Origin of the sequence: Vibrio sp. EA2, from assembly GCF_033042495.1 — a bacterium.
GTDB lineage: Bacteria > Pseudomonadota > Gammaproteobacteria > Enterobacterales > Vibrionaceae > Vibrio.
Genome location: NZ_JAWLID010000001.1, coordinates 51,964 through 68,322, shown reverse-complemented (window position 1 = coordinate 68,322; position 16,359 = coordinate 51,964). Strand labels below are relative to the sequence as shown.

At 43.6% G+C, this 16,359-nt stretch carries 17 protein-coding genes; 8 read left to right on the top strand and 9 right to left on the bottom strand.

Features of this window, described 5'->3' with window-relative positions; genetic code table 11:
• Positions 1–26: 26 nt before the first annotated feature.
• Positions 27–767, bottom strand: a complete 741-nt coding sequence (locus RXX31_RS00315) for a dienelactone hydrolase family protein (protein ID WP_317587113.1) — start codon at positions 765–767, stop codon at positions 27–29.
• Between the two features lie 255 nt (positions 768–1,022).
• On the opposite strand from RXX31_RS00315, the gene RXX31_RS00310 reads away from it, so the two are divergent.
• The 3 genes from RXX31_RS00310 (at position 1,023) to RXX31_RS00300 (ending at position 4,886) form a co-directional block, all read left to right on the top strand.
• Positions 1,023–1,802, top strand: a complete 780-nt coding sequence (locus tag RXX31_RS00310) for a TIGR01458 family HAD-type hydrolase (protein ID WP_317587112.1) — start codon at positions 1,023–1,025, stop codon at positions 1,800–1,802.
• Between the two features lie 538 nt (positions 1,803–2,340).
• Complete coding sequence (fdhA, locus tag RXX31_RS00305; RefSeq protein WP_317587111.1) at positions 2,341–3,543, top strand: formaldehyde dehydrogenase, glutathione-independent; 1,203 nt, start codon at positions 2,341–2,343, stop codon at positions 3,541–3,543.
• 416 nt (positions 3,544–3,959) lie between these two features.
• Positions 3,960–4,886: a LysR family transcriptional regulator gene (locus tag RXX31_RS00300; protein WP_317587110.1), complete on the top strand. Its 927-nt coding sequence runs from the start codon at positions 3,960–3,962 to the stop codon at positions 4,884–4,886.
• Between the two features lie 143 nt (positions 4,887–5,029).
• On the opposite strand, the gene RXX31_RS00295 is transcribed toward RXX31_RS00300, so the two are convergent.
• From RXX31_RS00295 to RXX31_RS00280, 4 genes are all read right to left on the bottom strand, one after another.
• Positions 5,030–5,371, bottom strand: coding sequence for a DUF3316 domain-containing protein (locus RXX31_RS00295; RefSeq protein ID WP_317587109.1), 342 nt, complete (start codon positions 5,369–5,371; stop codon positions 5,030–5,032).
• A 534-nt stretch (positions 5,372–5,905) separates the two neighbouring features.
• A complete protein-coding gene (locus tag RXX31_RS00290) occupies positions 5,906–6,421 on the bottom strand; it encodes a GNAT family N-acetyltransferase (protein WP_317587108.1) in 516 nt (171 codons plus the stop codon).
• 40 nt (positions 6,422–6,461) lie between these two features.
• On the bottom strand, positions 6,462–6,686 hold the full coding sequence (locus RXX31_RS00285) for a hypothetical protein (RefSeq protein ID WP_317587107.1): 225 nt from the start codon (positions 6,684–6,686) through the stop codon (positions 6,462–6,464).
• Positions 6,687–6,760: 74 nt separating this feature from the next.
• A complete protein-coding gene (locus tag RXX31_RS00280) occupies positions 6,761–7,657 on the bottom strand; it encodes a LysR family transcriptional regulator (RefSeq protein ID WP_317587106.1) in 897 nt (298 codons plus the stop codon).
• Positions 7,658–7,818: 161 nt separating this feature from the next.
• On the opposite strand from RXX31_RS00280, the gene RXX31_RS00275 reads away from it, so the two are divergent.
• Together RXX31_RS00275 and RXX31_RS00270 are read left to right on the top strand one after the other, a co-directional pair.
• Positions 7,819–9,912, top strand: a complete 2,094-nt coding sequence (locus tag RXX31_RS00275; RefSeq protein ID WP_317587105.1) for a TonB-dependent receptor domain-containing protein — start codon at positions 7,819–7,821, stop codon at positions 9,910–9,912.
• Positions 9,913–10,015: 103 nt separating this feature from the next.
• Positions 10,016–10,972, top strand: a complete 957-nt coding sequence (locus tag RXX31_RS00270; RefSeq protein ID WP_317587104.1) for a siderophore ABC transporter substrate-binding protein — start codon at positions 10,016–10,018, stop codon at positions 10,970–10,972.
• A gap of 114 nt (positions 10,973–11,086) precedes the next feature.
• Here RXX31_RS00270 and RXX31_RS00265 read toward each other — a convergent pair whose 3' ends face one another.
• Both RXX31_RS00265 and ppiC read right to left on the bottom strand, forming a co-directional pair.
• The gene (locus RXX31_RS00265) at positions 11,087–11,431 is read right to left on the bottom strand and encodes a YajD family HNH nuclease (RefSeq protein ID WP_317587103.1); all 345 of its coding nucleotides are present in this window, start codon (positions 11,429–11,431) and stop codon (positions 11,087–11,089) included.
• A gap of 72 nt (positions 11,432–11,503) precedes the next feature.
• Positions 11,504–11,806 carry a peptidylprolyl isomerase PpiC gene (gene ppiC / locus RXX31_RS00260; RefSeq protein WP_317587869.1) on the bottom strand — a complete coding sequence of 101 codons (303 nt, stop codon included), beginning with the start codon at positions 11,804–11,806 and terminating at the stop codon, positions 11,504–11,506.
• A gap of 231 nt (positions 11,807–12,037) precedes the next feature.
• Here ppiC and RXX31_RS00255 point away from each other — a divergent pair, with 231 nt between their 5' ends.
• Positions 12,038–12,949: a chemotaxis protein gene (locus RXX31_RS00255; protein WP_317587102.1), complete on the top strand. Its 912-nt coding sequence runs from the start codon at positions 12,038–12,040 to the stop codon at positions 12,947–12,949.
• A 50-nt stretch (positions 12,950–12,999) separates the two neighbouring features.
• Here RXX31_RS00255 and RXX31_RS00250 read toward each other — a convergent pair whose 3' ends face one another.
• Positions 13,000–13,461: a TetR/AcrR family transcriptional regulator gene (locus RXX31_RS00250; protein ID WP_317587101.1), complete on the bottom strand. Its 462-nt coding sequence runs from the start codon at positions 13,459–13,461 to the stop codon at positions 13,000–13,002.
• A 506-nt stretch (positions 13,462–13,967) separates the two neighbouring features.
• Here RXX31_RS00250 and RXX31_RS00245 point away from each other — a divergent pair.
• Together RXX31_RS00245 and RXX31_RS00240 are read left to right on the top strand one after the other, a co-directional pair.
• A complete protein-coding gene (locus RXX31_RS00245; RefSeq protein WP_317587100.1) occupies positions 13,968–14,267 on the top strand; it encodes a DUF406 family protein in 300 nt (99 codons plus the stop codon).
• 151 nt (positions 14,268–14,418) lie between these two features.
• A complete protein-coding gene (locus tag RXX31_RS00240) occupies positions 14,419–15,018 on the top strand; it encodes a hypothetical protein (RefSeq protein WP_317587099.1) in 600 nt (199 codons plus the stop codon).
• 81 nt (positions 15,019–15,099) lie between these two features.
• Here RXX31_RS00240 and RXX31_RS00235 read toward each other — a convergent pair whose 3' ends face one another.
• Positions 15,100–16,206: a 1-acyl-sn-glycerol-3-phosphate acyltransferase gene (locus RXX31_RS00235; protein WP_317587098.1), complete on the bottom strand. Its 1,107-nt coding sequence runs from the start codon at positions 16,204–16,206 to the stop codon at positions 15,100–15,102.
• Between the last annotated feature and the right edge of the window lie 153 nt (positions 16,207–16,359).

The following is a 16,359-nucleotide window of genomic DNA, read 5'->3' as shown; positions in this document are numbered from 1 at the left end:
CACTGACTATTTAAGCGAAACTCAAGCTACTTTGTGTTCGCAGCTAAGAACCCTGAAAATGCTTGCCAGGACTTTTCATCAGCATCTTTTCTATAGCGATCGGAATCCCACACGGTAAAGGCATGGGGTGCACCACCATAGGCCACCATTTCATGCGGAACCTTGTTCTGTTCGAGCTCGTCCGCCAATTGAGCAAATTCGCTCATGGGGATGGCAGTGTCAGCCGTGCCATGAAGAATGAGCAATGGAGACTTAGTATTCGCGTAACTTTGGCCTTCTGGAGTTTTGAGCCCGCCATGGAAAGTAACGAAGCCTTTCGCATTCATACCAGCTCTTGCCGACTCCAGTACTGCCGCACCACCAAAGCAATACCCCATTACAACGGTGTTGTCTAAGTTACCACCCAGTTTCCCTGCCTCTGCTAAGCTGGCGCTCATTAGCTTGCGCAATTTATCTCTGTCTTTATACAGCTCCCCTGTGTGCTGCCTTTTATCTTCCACCTTGGTTGGTCGGACACCTTGACCAAAGAGGTCGGCAGCAAATACGTTGTACCCCATGTCATTAAGCATTTGCGCTCTTTTTTCTTCATACTCGGTCAGCCCGTCCCAGTCGTGGACCAACAACACAAGCGGTGCATTATCGTCGACTTTAGCCCAATACCCTTCATAAGAAACATCGCCAACTTGGTAAACCACGTTCTCACCAGCGGAAACAGAGCAGCTGCCAGCTGCAGCAAGAAGTGCTAACCCAATGAGCTTGATTTTCATACTAATTCCCTTTTGTATTATGTGAATAGTTGTCTAAGTAGCTTAGTACATCCTCAAAAGGAGCAAAGGATTAAGGATGAAACTTTACAATTACTTCAATGAACTTATACCAATCAGGATGACGACATGATCAAGTTAAGTATCCACAATGAATAGAAATTGCACAAAATAAAAAAGGCAACAAAACTTTAGTCCGCTTTCCTTCGGTAAACTACAGTTAAATTATTAGTGGGTATAGGTTTTCGGAGAATTTTTATGAAGGAACGACAAAATAAAATATCCGGGTTACTTTTAGATCTGGAAGGCGTTTTATTTGTTGAGAAACGAGTAATTGAAGGTGCAATTGAAGCCGTTGAATATCTACAAAAACAGCAAATACCATTTCGATTTATGACTAATACAACAACAAAATCAAGAAATAGTATTGCAGAAAAAATGCTACAAATGGGGTTTAATGTTCAGTCTGAAGATATCTTAACTGCACCGTATGCAGCGAAACATTATCTCGAGCAAAAAGAAAATGTTTCCTGCTATTTATTGGTCGCAGATGAAGTTAAAAATGAGTTTGCCGGATTTCAACAGACTGACCAACATCCGGATGTGATTGTCGTCGGTGATATTGGACCTACTTGGGATTACGCGCTAATAAATAAAGTGTTTCAAATGGTAATGTCTGGCTCAGAATTAATTGCATTGCATAAAGGTAAATACTGGCAAACCACGCTAGGTCTACAGGTAGATATAGGTGCTTTTGTTGCAGGGATTGAATATGTAACCAATAAGCAGGCTGTTGTTATTGGTAAACCGTCACCTGCTTTTTTTGATGCTGGTGTTGATGCATTGGGGTGTGAAAAAAAACATATTGTGATGATTGGAGATGATATTGACTCGGATGTTGGTGGTGCTCAACAGGCTGGGATCATGGGCGCACTGGTAAAGACAGGTAAATATAGAAAAGAAACGTGTTTATCTTCAACCGTCAATCCTGACTTCATACTGGATTCGATTGCCGATTTTAAACAGTTATTCGTCTAATTGGTATAAACCTGAATAAGAGGAGTTTGGGCCTGAATGTAAACTTAAAAACCTCTATAGGTTGAGGTGTCCCGTACCATTTAAATAAAGATTTAGATAATCCTATAGACACCACTGTACACGGACACTCGCCTTCTGTATTGCTTCCTTTCATGGGTAGCGCTCTAGTACCACTTTTCTGAAACGACAAATAACGTGCCTATATTTGGGTATGGTTCACCGACCTCGCCAGCTTTATTACACACTTGTGAGCTTGATCTCAGCATCAATTTTCTTATCGCGATGACGTCGTAAACGCACCAAAATGCGGCGCAATGCGACATATATGTGCACTAGGTGAGCGCTATTCTCCGACACGAAAGTTAAAGAAAAGCACCAATAAATCTTAGCTAACATGAGCCGAAATGCTGTTGTCACCAAGGACTCTAAGCGCCCTAATGGTTTGATAAATTTGAGTTTTAAAGCTGTTGTCATCGTTAACGGATTTGACTGGTAAAGGAACCACCACAACTATAATAAGCCTCAACAAGGAGACCTTATGTCCTACGAAAAATCAAACCGCGCCGTTGTTTACAAAGGCCCGGGCAAAGTTGCTGTCGAGTCAATCCCATACCCAGAACTCGCGTTGGGCAATCGTAAGTGTGAGCACGGCGTAATCCTTAAAGTGCTGACAACCAATATCTGTGGCAGTGACCAACATATGGTACGTGGACGTACAACTGCTGAAGAAGGCTTGGTACTTGGCCACGAAATCACTGGAATCATTTTAGAAAAAGGCCGCGATGTCGAATTTGTTGATGTAGGCGATATCGTTTCAGTACCGTTTAATATTGCTTGTGGCCGATGCCGAAACTGTAAATCGGGTATGACTGGCATCTGTCTGAATGTAAACCCTGCTCGCCCTGGTGCGGCATACGGTTATGTTGATATGGGAGGTTGGGTTGGCGGCCAATCTGAATACGTGATGATCCCATATGCAGACTTTAACTTGCTTAAGTTCCCAGATCCGGATCAGGCAAGAGAGAAAATTCAAGATCTAACCCTACTGTCTGATATCTTCCCAACAGGTTTCCACGGCTGTGTAACTGCTGGCGTTGGTCCGGGTTCTACTGTTTATATTGCCGGTGCAGGTCCTGTAGGTCTGGCAGCCGCGGTATCGGCTCAGCTACTTGGCGCAGCTTGTGTCATCGTTGGAGACATGATTCCTGATCGTCTAGAGCAAGCACGTAGTTTTGGTTGCGAGACCATTGACCTACGTGAAGACGGCAGCATGGAAGATAAAATTGAAGCCATTCTGAATGAGCGTGAAGTTGATTGTTTTGTTGATTGTGTTGGTTTCGAAGCGCATGGATGTGGCTGTGGTGGCCATACTCAAGAAGCACCAGCGACAGTACTGAACTCAGCGATGCAAGTAACGCGTGCCGGTGGTTCGATTGGTATTCCTGGTCTTTACGTTACAGACGATCCGGGTGCGAAAGACGAAGCAGCGAAAGAAGGTGCACTGAGCATGCGCTTTGGTCTTGGCTGGGCGAAATCGCATTCATTCCATACAGGCCAATGCCCGGTAATGAAATACCACCGTGGTCTAATGCAATCCATTTTATTCGACAAAGTGAAAATTGCTGATGCGGTAAATGTACAAATGATTTCTCTGGACCAAGCACCGCAAGGCTACGCTGATTTTGATGGTGGTGCAGCTAAGAAATTTGTCATTGATCCACACGGCGAGTTTAGCTCTTAATAAAGATTTGCAGACGATCTGCTTAATTTTAGGGGATCGGTTATTAAATTAACCGAAATTAAACGATAATAACTGCGATCGTTAATGTGGGCTTGACTCCCCTAGCGCGGGCTGAATTTCAGCCCGCCTTTTTATACCTTCGATTTATCAAACTAACCTTTATACTCTATTACCTTTAATGAGTTTAGATGTTTAAAAAATCAATCATCTTCTGCCAAGAAGAGATAACATGAACATCACCGCCACTTTATTCCATTTCTATATCTGTATGTCATCACTCTCAAAATTAAGCGATTAGTGGTTCATTAAGCTAACTAACTATCCCGTTTTTGGAGAACATAATTGATTGTCACGCCAAATCAAATATTGATATTATCAGTCCCACTAAAATAAAAATTCATCACTTAGGTACTCTCATGGATCTGGCAAGTAGACTGGAACTGCTACTCGAGGTTTCTAAACAGGGCTCATTCGCACATGCTGCGGACGCGCGTGGTATCGACCGATCAGTATTATCCAAACAGATAAGAAAGCTAGAAGAGTCACTTGGTCTCAGGCTGCTTAACCGATCAACACGTTCATTGTCTCTTACTCCCGCTGGCGAAGAGATAGTAAAGCAAGCCCAGCAAGTGAGCGACGCATTAGATAAGACTCGTCAACTTGCCGATACGTTCAGTGATACGCCGAAGGGCCACCTTAGAATATCCTGTACGTCACTCTTTGGCCGCAAATACGTCAAGGAAAGTGCGGTAATTTTCCTCAAAAAATACCCACAAGTGAGTGTCGACATCGTCCTCAATGACAGAAAAGTCGATCTTATCGGGGAACGTTATGATGTGGTGTTTAGAGTCGGCTCTCCCGTAGACTCAAACCTAGTGGCTAAAAAACTCGCCAATCATCAGCTGCTACTGCTCGCATCAAAAGACTTTATCGCGGAATACGGCTATCCTGAAACGCCTGAAGAACTAGCAGCCCTACCCGCCGTCATTTATTCCAACGGCTCATACCAAATGAATAAAGTGCAATTAACATCCATGAAGGACGAAGAAGCGCATCCCGAGATGGTGACGGCTAAAGGCCGCTATCATGTCAATGAGGTGGAGTTACTAATGGATGGAGTGCAGTCGGGGCTAGGTTATGCGATCGTGGGTCAATTGATGCTCACGCAGAGTATCGAAGAGATGCAACTGGTTAGGTTATTACCTGATTATGAAATCTCTTATACGGGCGGCTTATACGCCTTGTATCCACACCGAAATCAGCCTCCGCTCGTAAAGCTTTTTATTGAAACAGTACAAAATACAATTGGCAACCCACCTATATGGGAAGGTTATACGACGTAAAATAACTAAAGCTTCGAACCTGGTTCTATAATTAATTTACGTCTATTCCTAAACTTAATTGGTTATAAAATTGGGGGTAAAATATATCCCCCCATTTTATAAAGATAATATTTAAAGTCCTTTTTGAAGATAAACGCCATGATTTAGTCATGTAGTCTCATTGCATTGAAGTGGTAATCCACATTTAGAACTGCACGGTATTGAATGTCATCACGAGCGTAAGCGACTTCTTTAATAATGACTTTGCTATCATCAATATTGATATTATTTACATTCGTGTAGCTAAATAAACCGAATTCACGTCTTAATTGTGATTTAGACATTGAATTTAGTGAATCTGACAAGTCAAAACCAGCATTCAGTGCTTGTTCTCTGCTTTGATAAGTACCTGCATCTATATTTTTATGTTCTGTAATTGTAATATTTGAAGCAAATACTGATGAAGCCATAAGAAGACCAGAAGTTAGTACGAATAACTTTTTCATAATAAAACCCTTTAATGTATTAATTAATATTGATAGGAACCTATCGCGTTTTGTTGGGTTTATTATTCATATTTGAACTAGGAAGATAAAGAGAGGTTTGAGAATTTCACTATGGGCAAAATGGCACTAATAGCCTTGATGGCTAGCGCTGCTGAAGCTCTAGATTACACCCGAGAACTGACCTGGCATTATGATTTGGATCAACAGAATTGAGAGTTGCGCTTCACATGAGTGTAGATGTCGAACCCTGGCAATGTTTTTAAAGCCAAGCATTTGATTACAAAAAAGTTAGCAACACGTCAAACGGCAAGAAGCGCTCAACCAGTTTGGTTGAGCGCTTCTTGCAAAGGAGATGAATACTAGCACGCTAACTTATAGATTAGAGCTTTTTGCAGAATCTGACGCTTTATCCTTGATTGGCTCTCCAAGCTTCTGCTTAAAGAAATCAACGACTTTATTGATGATAGCGGGTTGGTACGTAAGCAATAAAACAGAGGCAAAAATCCATTTTTTATCGATTATAATCCATTCTAATTAAAGCTCTGAAGTATAAACGCAAACTTCTCGCTCTTTGCCTTGCATACGACTGGTGCGATTTTCCATGTAGGTAACACCGAGTTTTCTGATGACGGATTTGGAACGTTCGTTGCCGACCAAGTGCATGACTCGTAATGTGGTCACCCCGAGGTTCTGTTTGCTAAAGAGTATCAGGGCTCGCGACGCTTCCGTGGCGTAACCATTCCCCCAATAAGGCACGCCCAACCAGTAGCCTAACGTGCCTGCACCGTTCTCAATTTTTGGCAAACTCACTGCGCCAATCAATTCACCATTATCTTTTAATGTAATGGCATAGACGATACCTTTGCCACCAGCAAAGATCTGCTCATGAGTCTCAATCCAGGACTCCGCATCGGTAAGCGAATAAGGGTAAGGGATGTTCGCCGTCATGTCCGATATAAGCTTTTCACCAGCCAGTATTGCGACACGCTCGGCATCAGATAAAACAAAGGGTCGTAGTACAAGCCTGTCCGTTACTATGTTTTGCTGCATAAGTTCCTGAATACTCCTACCTGAGTCACGTAAAAGTAAATCAGGTTCTTTCTGCATAATCACTTTTGAGGGTTAAAAAAGCCAAATAAATCAACCCTAGCGGTGGGATCAGTGCTAAAAGAACACCGACTAACGCCGAGATCATTGGGGTACTGGTTTTACGTCGACCTAAGTAGTAACTCAACAGTAAACTGATCACTAGATAAACAGAAGTTGCTTGGAGCAGTAGTGTCGCGTCAATATTCATTGCAATCTCCTTTTGCATATAACGCCTCTTGAAAAATAATGGTTCCTTTTGTACCAATATGCAACAAAGTAATCTTGAATTTACTCAAGTTTTCACTTCCACTCTGCTGGCCGAGTTTCACGTAAGACATCAATAAACAATTTTAACCGTAATGGGTGCCGACCTATTGGATAAAAACAATTCACCGTGGCGGGAGCGGATAGCCAACCTTCCATACAAGGCACTAAGCTGCCAGGATGTGATCTCTCAAATCCATTAGCCAGCCAAGTCGGCAACAAGCCAATCCCTCTCCCCTTTGCGATCGCGTCAGCTTGCATCGTTAAGTTGTCGCTCTGCAAGCGGCTTTCCCGTGCGGGCAGCTCATATTCACCATAGTCAGGATGATTCAATGTCAGTGCATCTTGTCGAGCAGCGATAAAGTCAATCCATGCATGGTTGCTCAATTCTTTTGGGTGACTTAACACGCTGTGCTGAGATAAATACTCTGGCGAGGCATAAGCTGCATAGTGCCAAAGTCCGAGCTGTTCCCTACGGTAGCCCATTGGAGTAATATCACCAATCCATACAATAAGATCGGCATCTATCGTGTGTTCGCCATGGTGGAACTGACTATGAATTCGGATTTTAATTTCCGGATGATTTTCCATAAAGATATCAAGCACGCGACTCATCCAGCTACGTGTTAGGTTCGGGTGCACGATCAGAGTAATTTCGCCGGTAACTTGATTATTCAGCTCATGAAGAGCTTCTTTTCCCCTACCCGCAAGCTCTAATAACTGTTCAGAGTAAACTGAAAACACCTCACCGGCTTTAGTCAGTGCGAGTCGGTTCCCTTGTTTTACAATCAGTGCTTGGCCAAGATCTTCTTCAAGTTGTGTGAGCCTCCGACTGAGTGTGGATTTAGGTTGCCCCAAAGCCTTCGCCGCAGCGGTTAAACTTTTGTGCTGGCACAGCGCAGAAAACGCACGCACAGCCCTAAGATCTTGCATATACAACTCCTTACGTATCTCACCACCAATTAAATGGTAATGAGAACTGTTCCACTTATGGGCCAAAGTGTCCTACATATTGATCTATTTCAAAAATAAATTATGTGAATAATGCCAATACAGGATTGATATTGATAATCATTAACATTAAGGAGTTATAAATGTTCAGTTGGACCCCCTCTCAAGTCGCGTTAGCCGTTTCACTCGGGCTAATCAGCCAAAGTAGTGCTTGGGCGGAACAAACACAAAATCAGGCCGATGAAACCGTCGTTGTCACGGCCTCAGGTTTCGAACAAACGTTGCAACGTGCCCCTGCAACCATGTCGGTGATTACGGCTGAAGACATTGAGAAAAGAGCGTACACCGATATCACCGATGTATTAAAAAATATGTCAGGTGTTCAAATTATGGGGGGCGGTGTTGAACAATCTATTATGATTCGTGGCATGGCTTCTAGCTACACTCTATTCCTGATTGATGGCCGACCAGTCCAAGGTAATGACGCATTTGGTCTGAATGGTAATCAAGCCGGTACGCCAATCAACTTTTTGCCACCCGTCTCTGAGATAGAGCGCATCGAAGTGATTCGCGGTCCAGCGTCAGCACTTTATGGTTCGGATGCTATGGGTGGCGTTATTAACGTTATCACCAAAAAAGTACGTAATGAGTGGAGCGGAAGTGTTTCTACAGAGTACACCAAAGCAGACAGCGCAAACAAAGTTAATGAAGATGCGATGCAAACCAACTTTGTCCTTAATGCGCCTTTGCTGGATGACAAGCTTTCTCTGCAACTAAGCGGCTCTTTCCTCAACCAAGACGAAAGTCACTTTATTGGTGGTGATGATAGCAACGCCTCTGATCCGGAATATAAACGCAAAAACTTTTCATCCAAACTTAACTGGGTGATTGATGATCAAAACAATATTGCTGCGGGTTATAGCCGATATGTGCAAGAGCGAACGCATACTCCGGGGATCAGTATTGCCGAAACAGTAACGAACCGAGATGGCAGCATCAGTGATGCGGAATTAAGTTATAATAAATCGGTTCGTGATACTTATTTCATTGAACATGAAGGCCATTATGGTGATAAGCGCTGGAAATCGTATATCAACTATGATGACTCTGATAACTCAACACGCACCAATGACGTTACGGGTAATGGCATTCAATTTGACGTGCTGACTGTTAACTCGCAAATGAACTGGTTCTGGGATACCAACACGCTGACCGTCGGCGCAACATATAAGAATGAGCGTTTAGAAGATGGGGCGACCAATGGTTTGCAACCACCTGTTATTCCTGTAGCCAATGCCGTGAATAAAATGGAGCGTTACCAGTACTCGCTATTTGCAGAAAACGAGTGGGCCCCGATTGATGACCTTTCTATTGTGCTTAGTGGTCGTTTTGATGACAACCAGGATTTTGGTAGCCACTTTAGCCCGAAAGTGTACACCGTATATGGCGTCACCGATGAAGTCGTCATCAAAGGTGGGGTAACATCTGGCTACAAAGCACCTAGCTTGCGTCAAAGTGCCAATGATTTCGGCGCGACGTCTCGTGGCGGTGTGATCATAGGTAACCCAGAGTTAAAGCCTGAAACAAGCTTGAACTATGAGATTGGTATTGGTTATGACGACCTTTATGGCTCTGGCTTATCAACCACTCTGACGGCCTACATCTCTGAATTTAAAGACAAGATTAATCGTACTGGCCGCGTCTGTGAAGCGGACGTAGAGTGTTACTACAACGGCACATACTACCCTGCACATCAGTACGGCTACACCGCGTATGAAAACATCGCAGAAGCAGAAATGTCTGGGATTGAGTTCACCCTTGATTACCAATTTACTCAAGACCTGATGTACCGACATTCCTACACGTACACAAAAACTGAGCAGAAAACCGGCGAGTATGCGGGTGAGCCGCTTAACGACGTCGCCAAACACATGTTCAACGCCTCATTAGAGTGGCAGGCAACTGAGCAACTGTTGCTGTGGACGCAAGGTAATTATCGAGGAGAAACCTCAGGGCGCTGGCAAACCGGTACTAGCGGTCGCAGGACGAATGGTCTCACCATTCCTGATTACACCTTCTACGATTTAGGTCTTGTTTACAAACCAAAACGTGAGCTTAGCCTAAAGGCCGGGGTATACAACGTCTTTAACGAAGAAGTGAACCCAGAGGAAGATGCGGACTTCCGTTACATCCTGGACGGACGTAAGTACCACGTGTCTGTGGCTTACAACTTCTAATTTTGAGTGTCTGTTCGTGGGGGCGCATATGTCCCCGCGATGTCTTCCCTATTAATACTTCCCCATTAAATAACAGTGCTGAAACGTCAGCCAGAGACAGATTATGAAAAAAATTAAAATAACGCTTATGGCACTCATCGCCAGTATTTCTCAAGCAACATTGGCATGGGCGTACCCGCTTAATATTGAGCACGGGCAAGGTGTCACGACAATAGAAAAACACCCCTCACGTGTCGTTGTCTTTGACCTCGCGTCTCTCGATACCATGGATGCATTAGGCGTATCTGCGGTTGGCGTTCCTGATGTGTTATTACCAACTTATCTTAATCGCTATGCTGATGAGAAAACTGCCAAGGTCGGAACGCTTTTTAAACCAGACGTCGCAGCAATCAAAGCCCTCAACCCTGACCTTATCATTGTTGCGGGACGCTCGAGTTCTGCCTACCCGGAACTCACTGAGTTAGCACCCACGATTGATTTAAGTATCGACCCATCGAGTTTTGAGACAGGAATGTTGCAAAACCTGACAACGTTAGGCGCTATCTTCAACAAAGAGCAGCAAACGAATAAATTGTCGACGGAGTTAACTCAAGCGCTTAAGTCACTTCAATCACAGGGCTCTAAGCAAGGCAGTGGTTTAGTGCTCTTTACCATAAAAGGTAACGTTATGCTTCACGCGCCTGGCGATCGATTCGGGATGTTGTATGACTTGACTGGCCTATCTTCCGTTGTTGAACCGTCATCAGAACAAAAACCTCAGTCAAGACCAAAACCGGGGTCTGAGGAAGCGAAAGCAGCCAGACTGCTGAGAGAACAAAAGCTGAAACAGGCTTTGGACAATAACCCTGAATGGCTCATTGTACTTGATCGCGGGGCAGCGACAGGCGGAGAGGGGCAAGCTGAGCAGACGCTGGCAGCACGAGAAGCGATTACGCAAACTCCGGCATGGAAATCCGGTCAGACGTACTATCTGAATCCAACCAATTGGTATCTCGCAACGGGTGGTTATCAAAGTGTAAGTGGTACTTTGTCAGCGTTAAAATCTCGTTTCAACAAGTAACTTGAACTGCACCCTATCGCCTTTTATTAGATGATACATGCAAGACCTGTATTGTGAAGTGAGGGCTAAAGTAAAGTTTGGAGGACAACCTCAAAGCACTTTAGCCCTTACGCATCACTTTTTCATCAGATTTGCTAAATCAGCAAATGGATTGTATGTCGCCCCTTGGTGTTCATCTTCACCGGGTTTAACTTCACTGCCATAACGTTCATGTTCCAGATATTTACTATGTTCATGATCGTGACAATAGAGACACAACAACTCCCAGTTGCTGCCATCTTCCGGGTTATTGGTGTGATCATGATCCTTGTGATGAACCGTTAACTCACGCAGATTTGAATACACAAACTCTCGCGCACACCTTCCGCATACCCAAGGGTAAAGCTTCAGTGCTTTCTCGCGATAACCGGCTTCTTTACGTGCATAACTGGCACTGGTTCCGTAGTAGTCTGATGCCATGCGTGCACCCTCACGTGTGATTTAAAATAAGATGCGAGCACGAGCACAAAGTTCCTGTGCTCGTGCTAAATATTATGTTCTATATAAAACTTTTACCACATGCCAGCCAAATTTAGTTTTCACTAAATGCGGGGTTAGCACTTCACCTGAAAAGCAAACTTTGTCGAACTGAGGCACCATTTGCCCACGACGAAACTCACCAAGATCACCACCGCGTTTTCCAGACGGGCAAGTCGAGTATTTCTTTGCCAGTGTCTGAAACTTCGCCCCTTTTTTAAGTTGCTTGATGATGTCTTCTGCTTGTTCTTTGTGTTTCACAAGAATATGCAATGCGGCTGCCGTATTTGCCATCTGTTTATCTCTCGCTGTTCTGATAGCGCAAGTTTACCGAATACACCCAATCACGCCAAACATTTCTCTCAGCACGCCTACAAGTGAAAATCAATTTGTGTTTTATTAACATGACCAGAGCAGAATTTGAACACACTCACATCTGCAATCCTAATAGATTGAATGAAAACTTAACTTTTCGGTGTAGGGCTGTTGAAGCCGAAGGTTGATCCGATTAGATTGGAGGCAATCAGATGTTATTTATAAGGTTATTTCATGGCAAAAGTCGTTAGTAAAGCGAATCAATCTCAGGGAATGCTAGTGTTTAAGCTTACCCTACAACAATATTTCGCCATCGGTACTCTGAAAGTCCGTGAAATTGTGCCTTATATGCCAACAACAAAGATCCCATACTCCCACCAGCATGTAGTGGGCACGGTTACGTTTCGTAATTTAACCGTGCCTGTGATTGATATGTCTGCGGCTGTAGGGTTCCGACCTATTCACGAATCAGAGTATCAGAACTGTTACCTGATAGTGACTGACTGTTTGCGGACCGTTGTTGCCTTTATGGTCCGCAGCATTGAAAAGATCATTGACTGTGACTGGAAAAGCATAGAGTCACCGCCAGAAAACGCCGGTAAAAACATTTTCGTCACGGGCATTACTCACTATGAAGAAAAAATGGTGCAAATGCTGGATGTGGAGCTGTTGCTATCTAAGATCTATCCACAATATGAAAACTCAAAAATTCCCATGTTGACTGATGTGGAGCGCGAACGTTTAAAAGCGTTAAATATCTTACTCGTCGACGACTCTTCCATTGCCCGCAAACAGCTTAGTGATGCGTTAGACAGCATTAACATCCCATATCAGATCAGTAAAAATGGCTCAGATGCTTTGCAATTAATGCAACATCAAGCCGAAGAGCGTAACCCTATTGATCTATTGGTCAGTGATATTGAAATGCCGGGTCTGGATGGATATGAGCTGGCGTTCGAAGTACAGAACGACTCCGCACTCAACCACTCGTACCGTATCCTGCACACTTCTCTCTCAAGCGAAATTTGTGTTGACCGTGCGCATCAGGTTGGCGCGCATGAAGCATTGGAAAAGTTCAACGCTGGTGAGTTAATTGAAGCGATGCTGCGAGGCGCGAAGGAGCTCGAAGTAAGATCAAAGGCCTAAAACAGAAAGCCCCGCTCGTCGACAGCGGGGCTTGCTGAATTGTATATCGATTATTTACTCATTTGAATCAGAGAGCGACCGATCAACCATTCGAGCTCTTTATCACCGCCAGCACCAAATTGACTGTCGACCAACTTATACAGACGATCAATGCCATTTGCTGCGAATTCATGCGCATTTTCAGTCGTTACGATATGGTGGAAGAGAAGTTTTAAAATAGCAATGAATTCCGCATCTTCCAGCGCCGTCATCCAACTATCAGAAAACGCATCCAAGTCTTTATCAAACTTCAGATGCTCGACAAACATTTTAAAGATCCGTGCATCTAGCGCTGCGGTGAAATCTGTTTTCTTCGGGAAGTGATGACTAATGCCTGTACGTGACACACCAGTCTGCTGACTCAGTGTAGTGTACGACATTTTGTCATAACCGAGTCTAAGCAGCTGATCGACAACGGCATCCATGATCTTCTGAATAGTAATTTCGGTATCTTCTTTACTACGCTTTGGCATATTTTTAAGCTCTTCTCTTTTAAATCCATCTGACTCACAACTCAACGAGGCTAGAGTGCCATCGCCCTCAGTCTATTACTGTATTCCCTAACCTAGACTCAGACCTCTGTCTTTACGATAAAGTGGTGCAAGAACCAAAAAACTTGGGATTCTCATCAACGTCTACTGCTTTATTCCGGAAGAAAAAATTAACAGCATCAGTATCTTGCGTCAGGCCACTCTTCAAAGCACCTCAGGAGTTAAGAATGATAATCATGTAGCATTAACAATTAATAGATACTCTTATAAATTGTTTCCCAGTTCAACTGGCCAGACACAAAACCTACTTCAAACTAGTGTAATTGCTCTTAAATATTGATATGTATCACATTAAGTATAGGGTTCGACCATCCATAAATAGAGACACCGCACGACTCTTTGTGCTTTTTTATGCAAATTCATTCATTTTTGTAGATAGAGATCAAATACCTGCTAGAATACCCTTAGTTTTTACAAGAGGATTCGTTATGAGCATCGAATTAGAAGGAAACCAAGTCTGCGAAGCGTGCGGCTGTGCGGGTGAAATTGGCTTTGTCATCAAAGAAGGCGACGAAGTTGCCGACGTAACGATTTTCGCAGAGTCCAAAGAGGCCCTAGAGTCAGGATTAGCAGAGTACATTGAATTGGCTAAATCCGTATGTGCTAACGTTGAATATAATGTCAGTGAAATCACGGAAGAGTCTGAACAAGCGTCGGCCCGTTTCAAGTTCGAAGTCAGTGCAGAGAAGCTGATTTTTGAATTGAAAACTCGTTCATTAGCGCGTTAATCCTATTTTAAAGCGAGCGCCCTGCTCGCTTTCTAACTGCATAACTCCCCGTTAAGCTGTTACTTTCATTCAAGTGTTAACACTTTGAATAGCCGACATGCGCACTTTGAGATATCCTTTTGAGGTTCCGCTTAAAGTAAAGTCATCAGCCATGCGTTTCATTCTACTTATTATTTCACTATTAGCAGTCAGTACATCTTCTGTCGCGTACGAACTGGACTACTACACCAAGCTAGCTTACTTGGATAATTATGGCAACCTGGACCTGCGCAACAAATCCTTCACTCAATTACCATCTGGTTTGTCGATTAAAGGCAACCTGAATATTTCCCAGACGCCCATCTCTCAGCTACCCAAAGGGCTCAATGTCGGTGGTAGTTTAGACGCAACAAACAGCGCACTTAAAACCGTCAGATCGGGGAGCAAAATAAAAGGTTATGCCAATTTATTAGGCAGCCAAATCGAAAGTTGGCCAAAAGGGGTAAAACTCGGCGGATTTTTGAACCTTACTGATACTCCTCTCAAAACACTTCCGGCGAGGCTACGTGTCTATGGTGATTTAAGTGTAATTCGCACGCCATTAACGACTTTACCTGATGGCTTAATCGTGGATGGCAATCTGTATATTGGTGGCTCAGCAGTTCAAGTCTTTCCGGACAATATGACCGTCAAGGGGAATATTTTCTTGGGAGGAAATAGAGTTACTAAATGGCCGGATAATCTGATTTTAGGTGGTGCCGTCGCACCATAGTCCTGATATAAAAACTTCAGATATAAAAAACCTCGGGGCAGAACCGAGGTTTTTTGAATCAGGAATAAGACTGTGTACACGCTATTCTCGATTGTTCACCGGGTTGGCATAGCTCGCAATCAGGTAAGAACGCGCGCCTTCTGGTAACTCTTCAAGCTTATCCGCCAATTTGCGTTTCACTTTTTCAGAAACACCTTCATCTTCACGGCCCGCGGCCAATAGATTTATCGGGTAAAGTCTATAGTTATTGTGAATTTGACGATCAATCTCTCCAGCCAGAGATTCTGGTGTTTCAAATTCTTGCTCAATCACATCACCGAAAGCAACATGGATTCGGCCTTTGTAACCAATAATACCTTGAATGATACTTTCAATATCTTCAAATTCACCTTTCTCGTATCGGCCACTTTCTGCTTTGGCAAACAACTCTTTCGCCTTAGCAAGGTCACAAGGATCATTCTCGTAAGAGATAGAGACAGGCACGATTTTTAAAGAGCGTGTGTACTCACCAAAACTGATTTTTTGTTTGCGCCCTTCGACATGAAACATTTTCAGGATGGCTGGATCAGTAAAGTCGTTTCCGTCTTTTGCTCGGCCTTCCTTTTGCGCAATCCAAATAGAATTGCCAGTATCTAGAGAGTGCTTGATGTAGCTAGACAGCTGTCCTAAGGCTTTCATCATTTCTCGTGGTGCTTTCGCTGAACGCTTAACAATAAAGCTCTTGTTCAATCGCATCAGTTCCGTCGCACAAGGCTTCTTAAGCAGGTTGTCACCAATGGCAATGCGAACGGTACGATGGTCTGTCTGGTGTAAACCATAGTTAACCAAGGCCGGATCCATCGCGATATCACGGTGGTTAGAAACGAATAAGTACGAGGTGTTTTTATCTAACTTATCTAAACCAGAAAAAGTGACGCCGTCCGTTGTCTTTTTCAACGCATCTTCAAGATACTTCTTCACTTCGATCTGAATCGCTTCTACAGAATCAAGCTTGATCCACTTCGCTTTGAGGTAAAGGCGAACAATCGGGCTCATTAGCGTTTTAAACCATCCTGCTTTGTTAGCAAAACGGTGATCAAGAATCGCAGTGATAAATTCATCATCCTGGATTAGACGGTCCAGCGCAGCTGGAATTTCTTCGTCATTATAAGGACGAATATCAATATAAGGGTCGGTATTGGCAGTCATTATTCATTACATATCTAAAAAAGCTGGCACATTTTACGCATAGTTTTCGTGTATAGCAGCATTTCAGCTGATACTTTTCTCATGGTCATACCAGTTCACCTAAAAATAGTGTGGCTAAAAAATTTTTCTAACCGGTTGGAATCCTATAGCTTT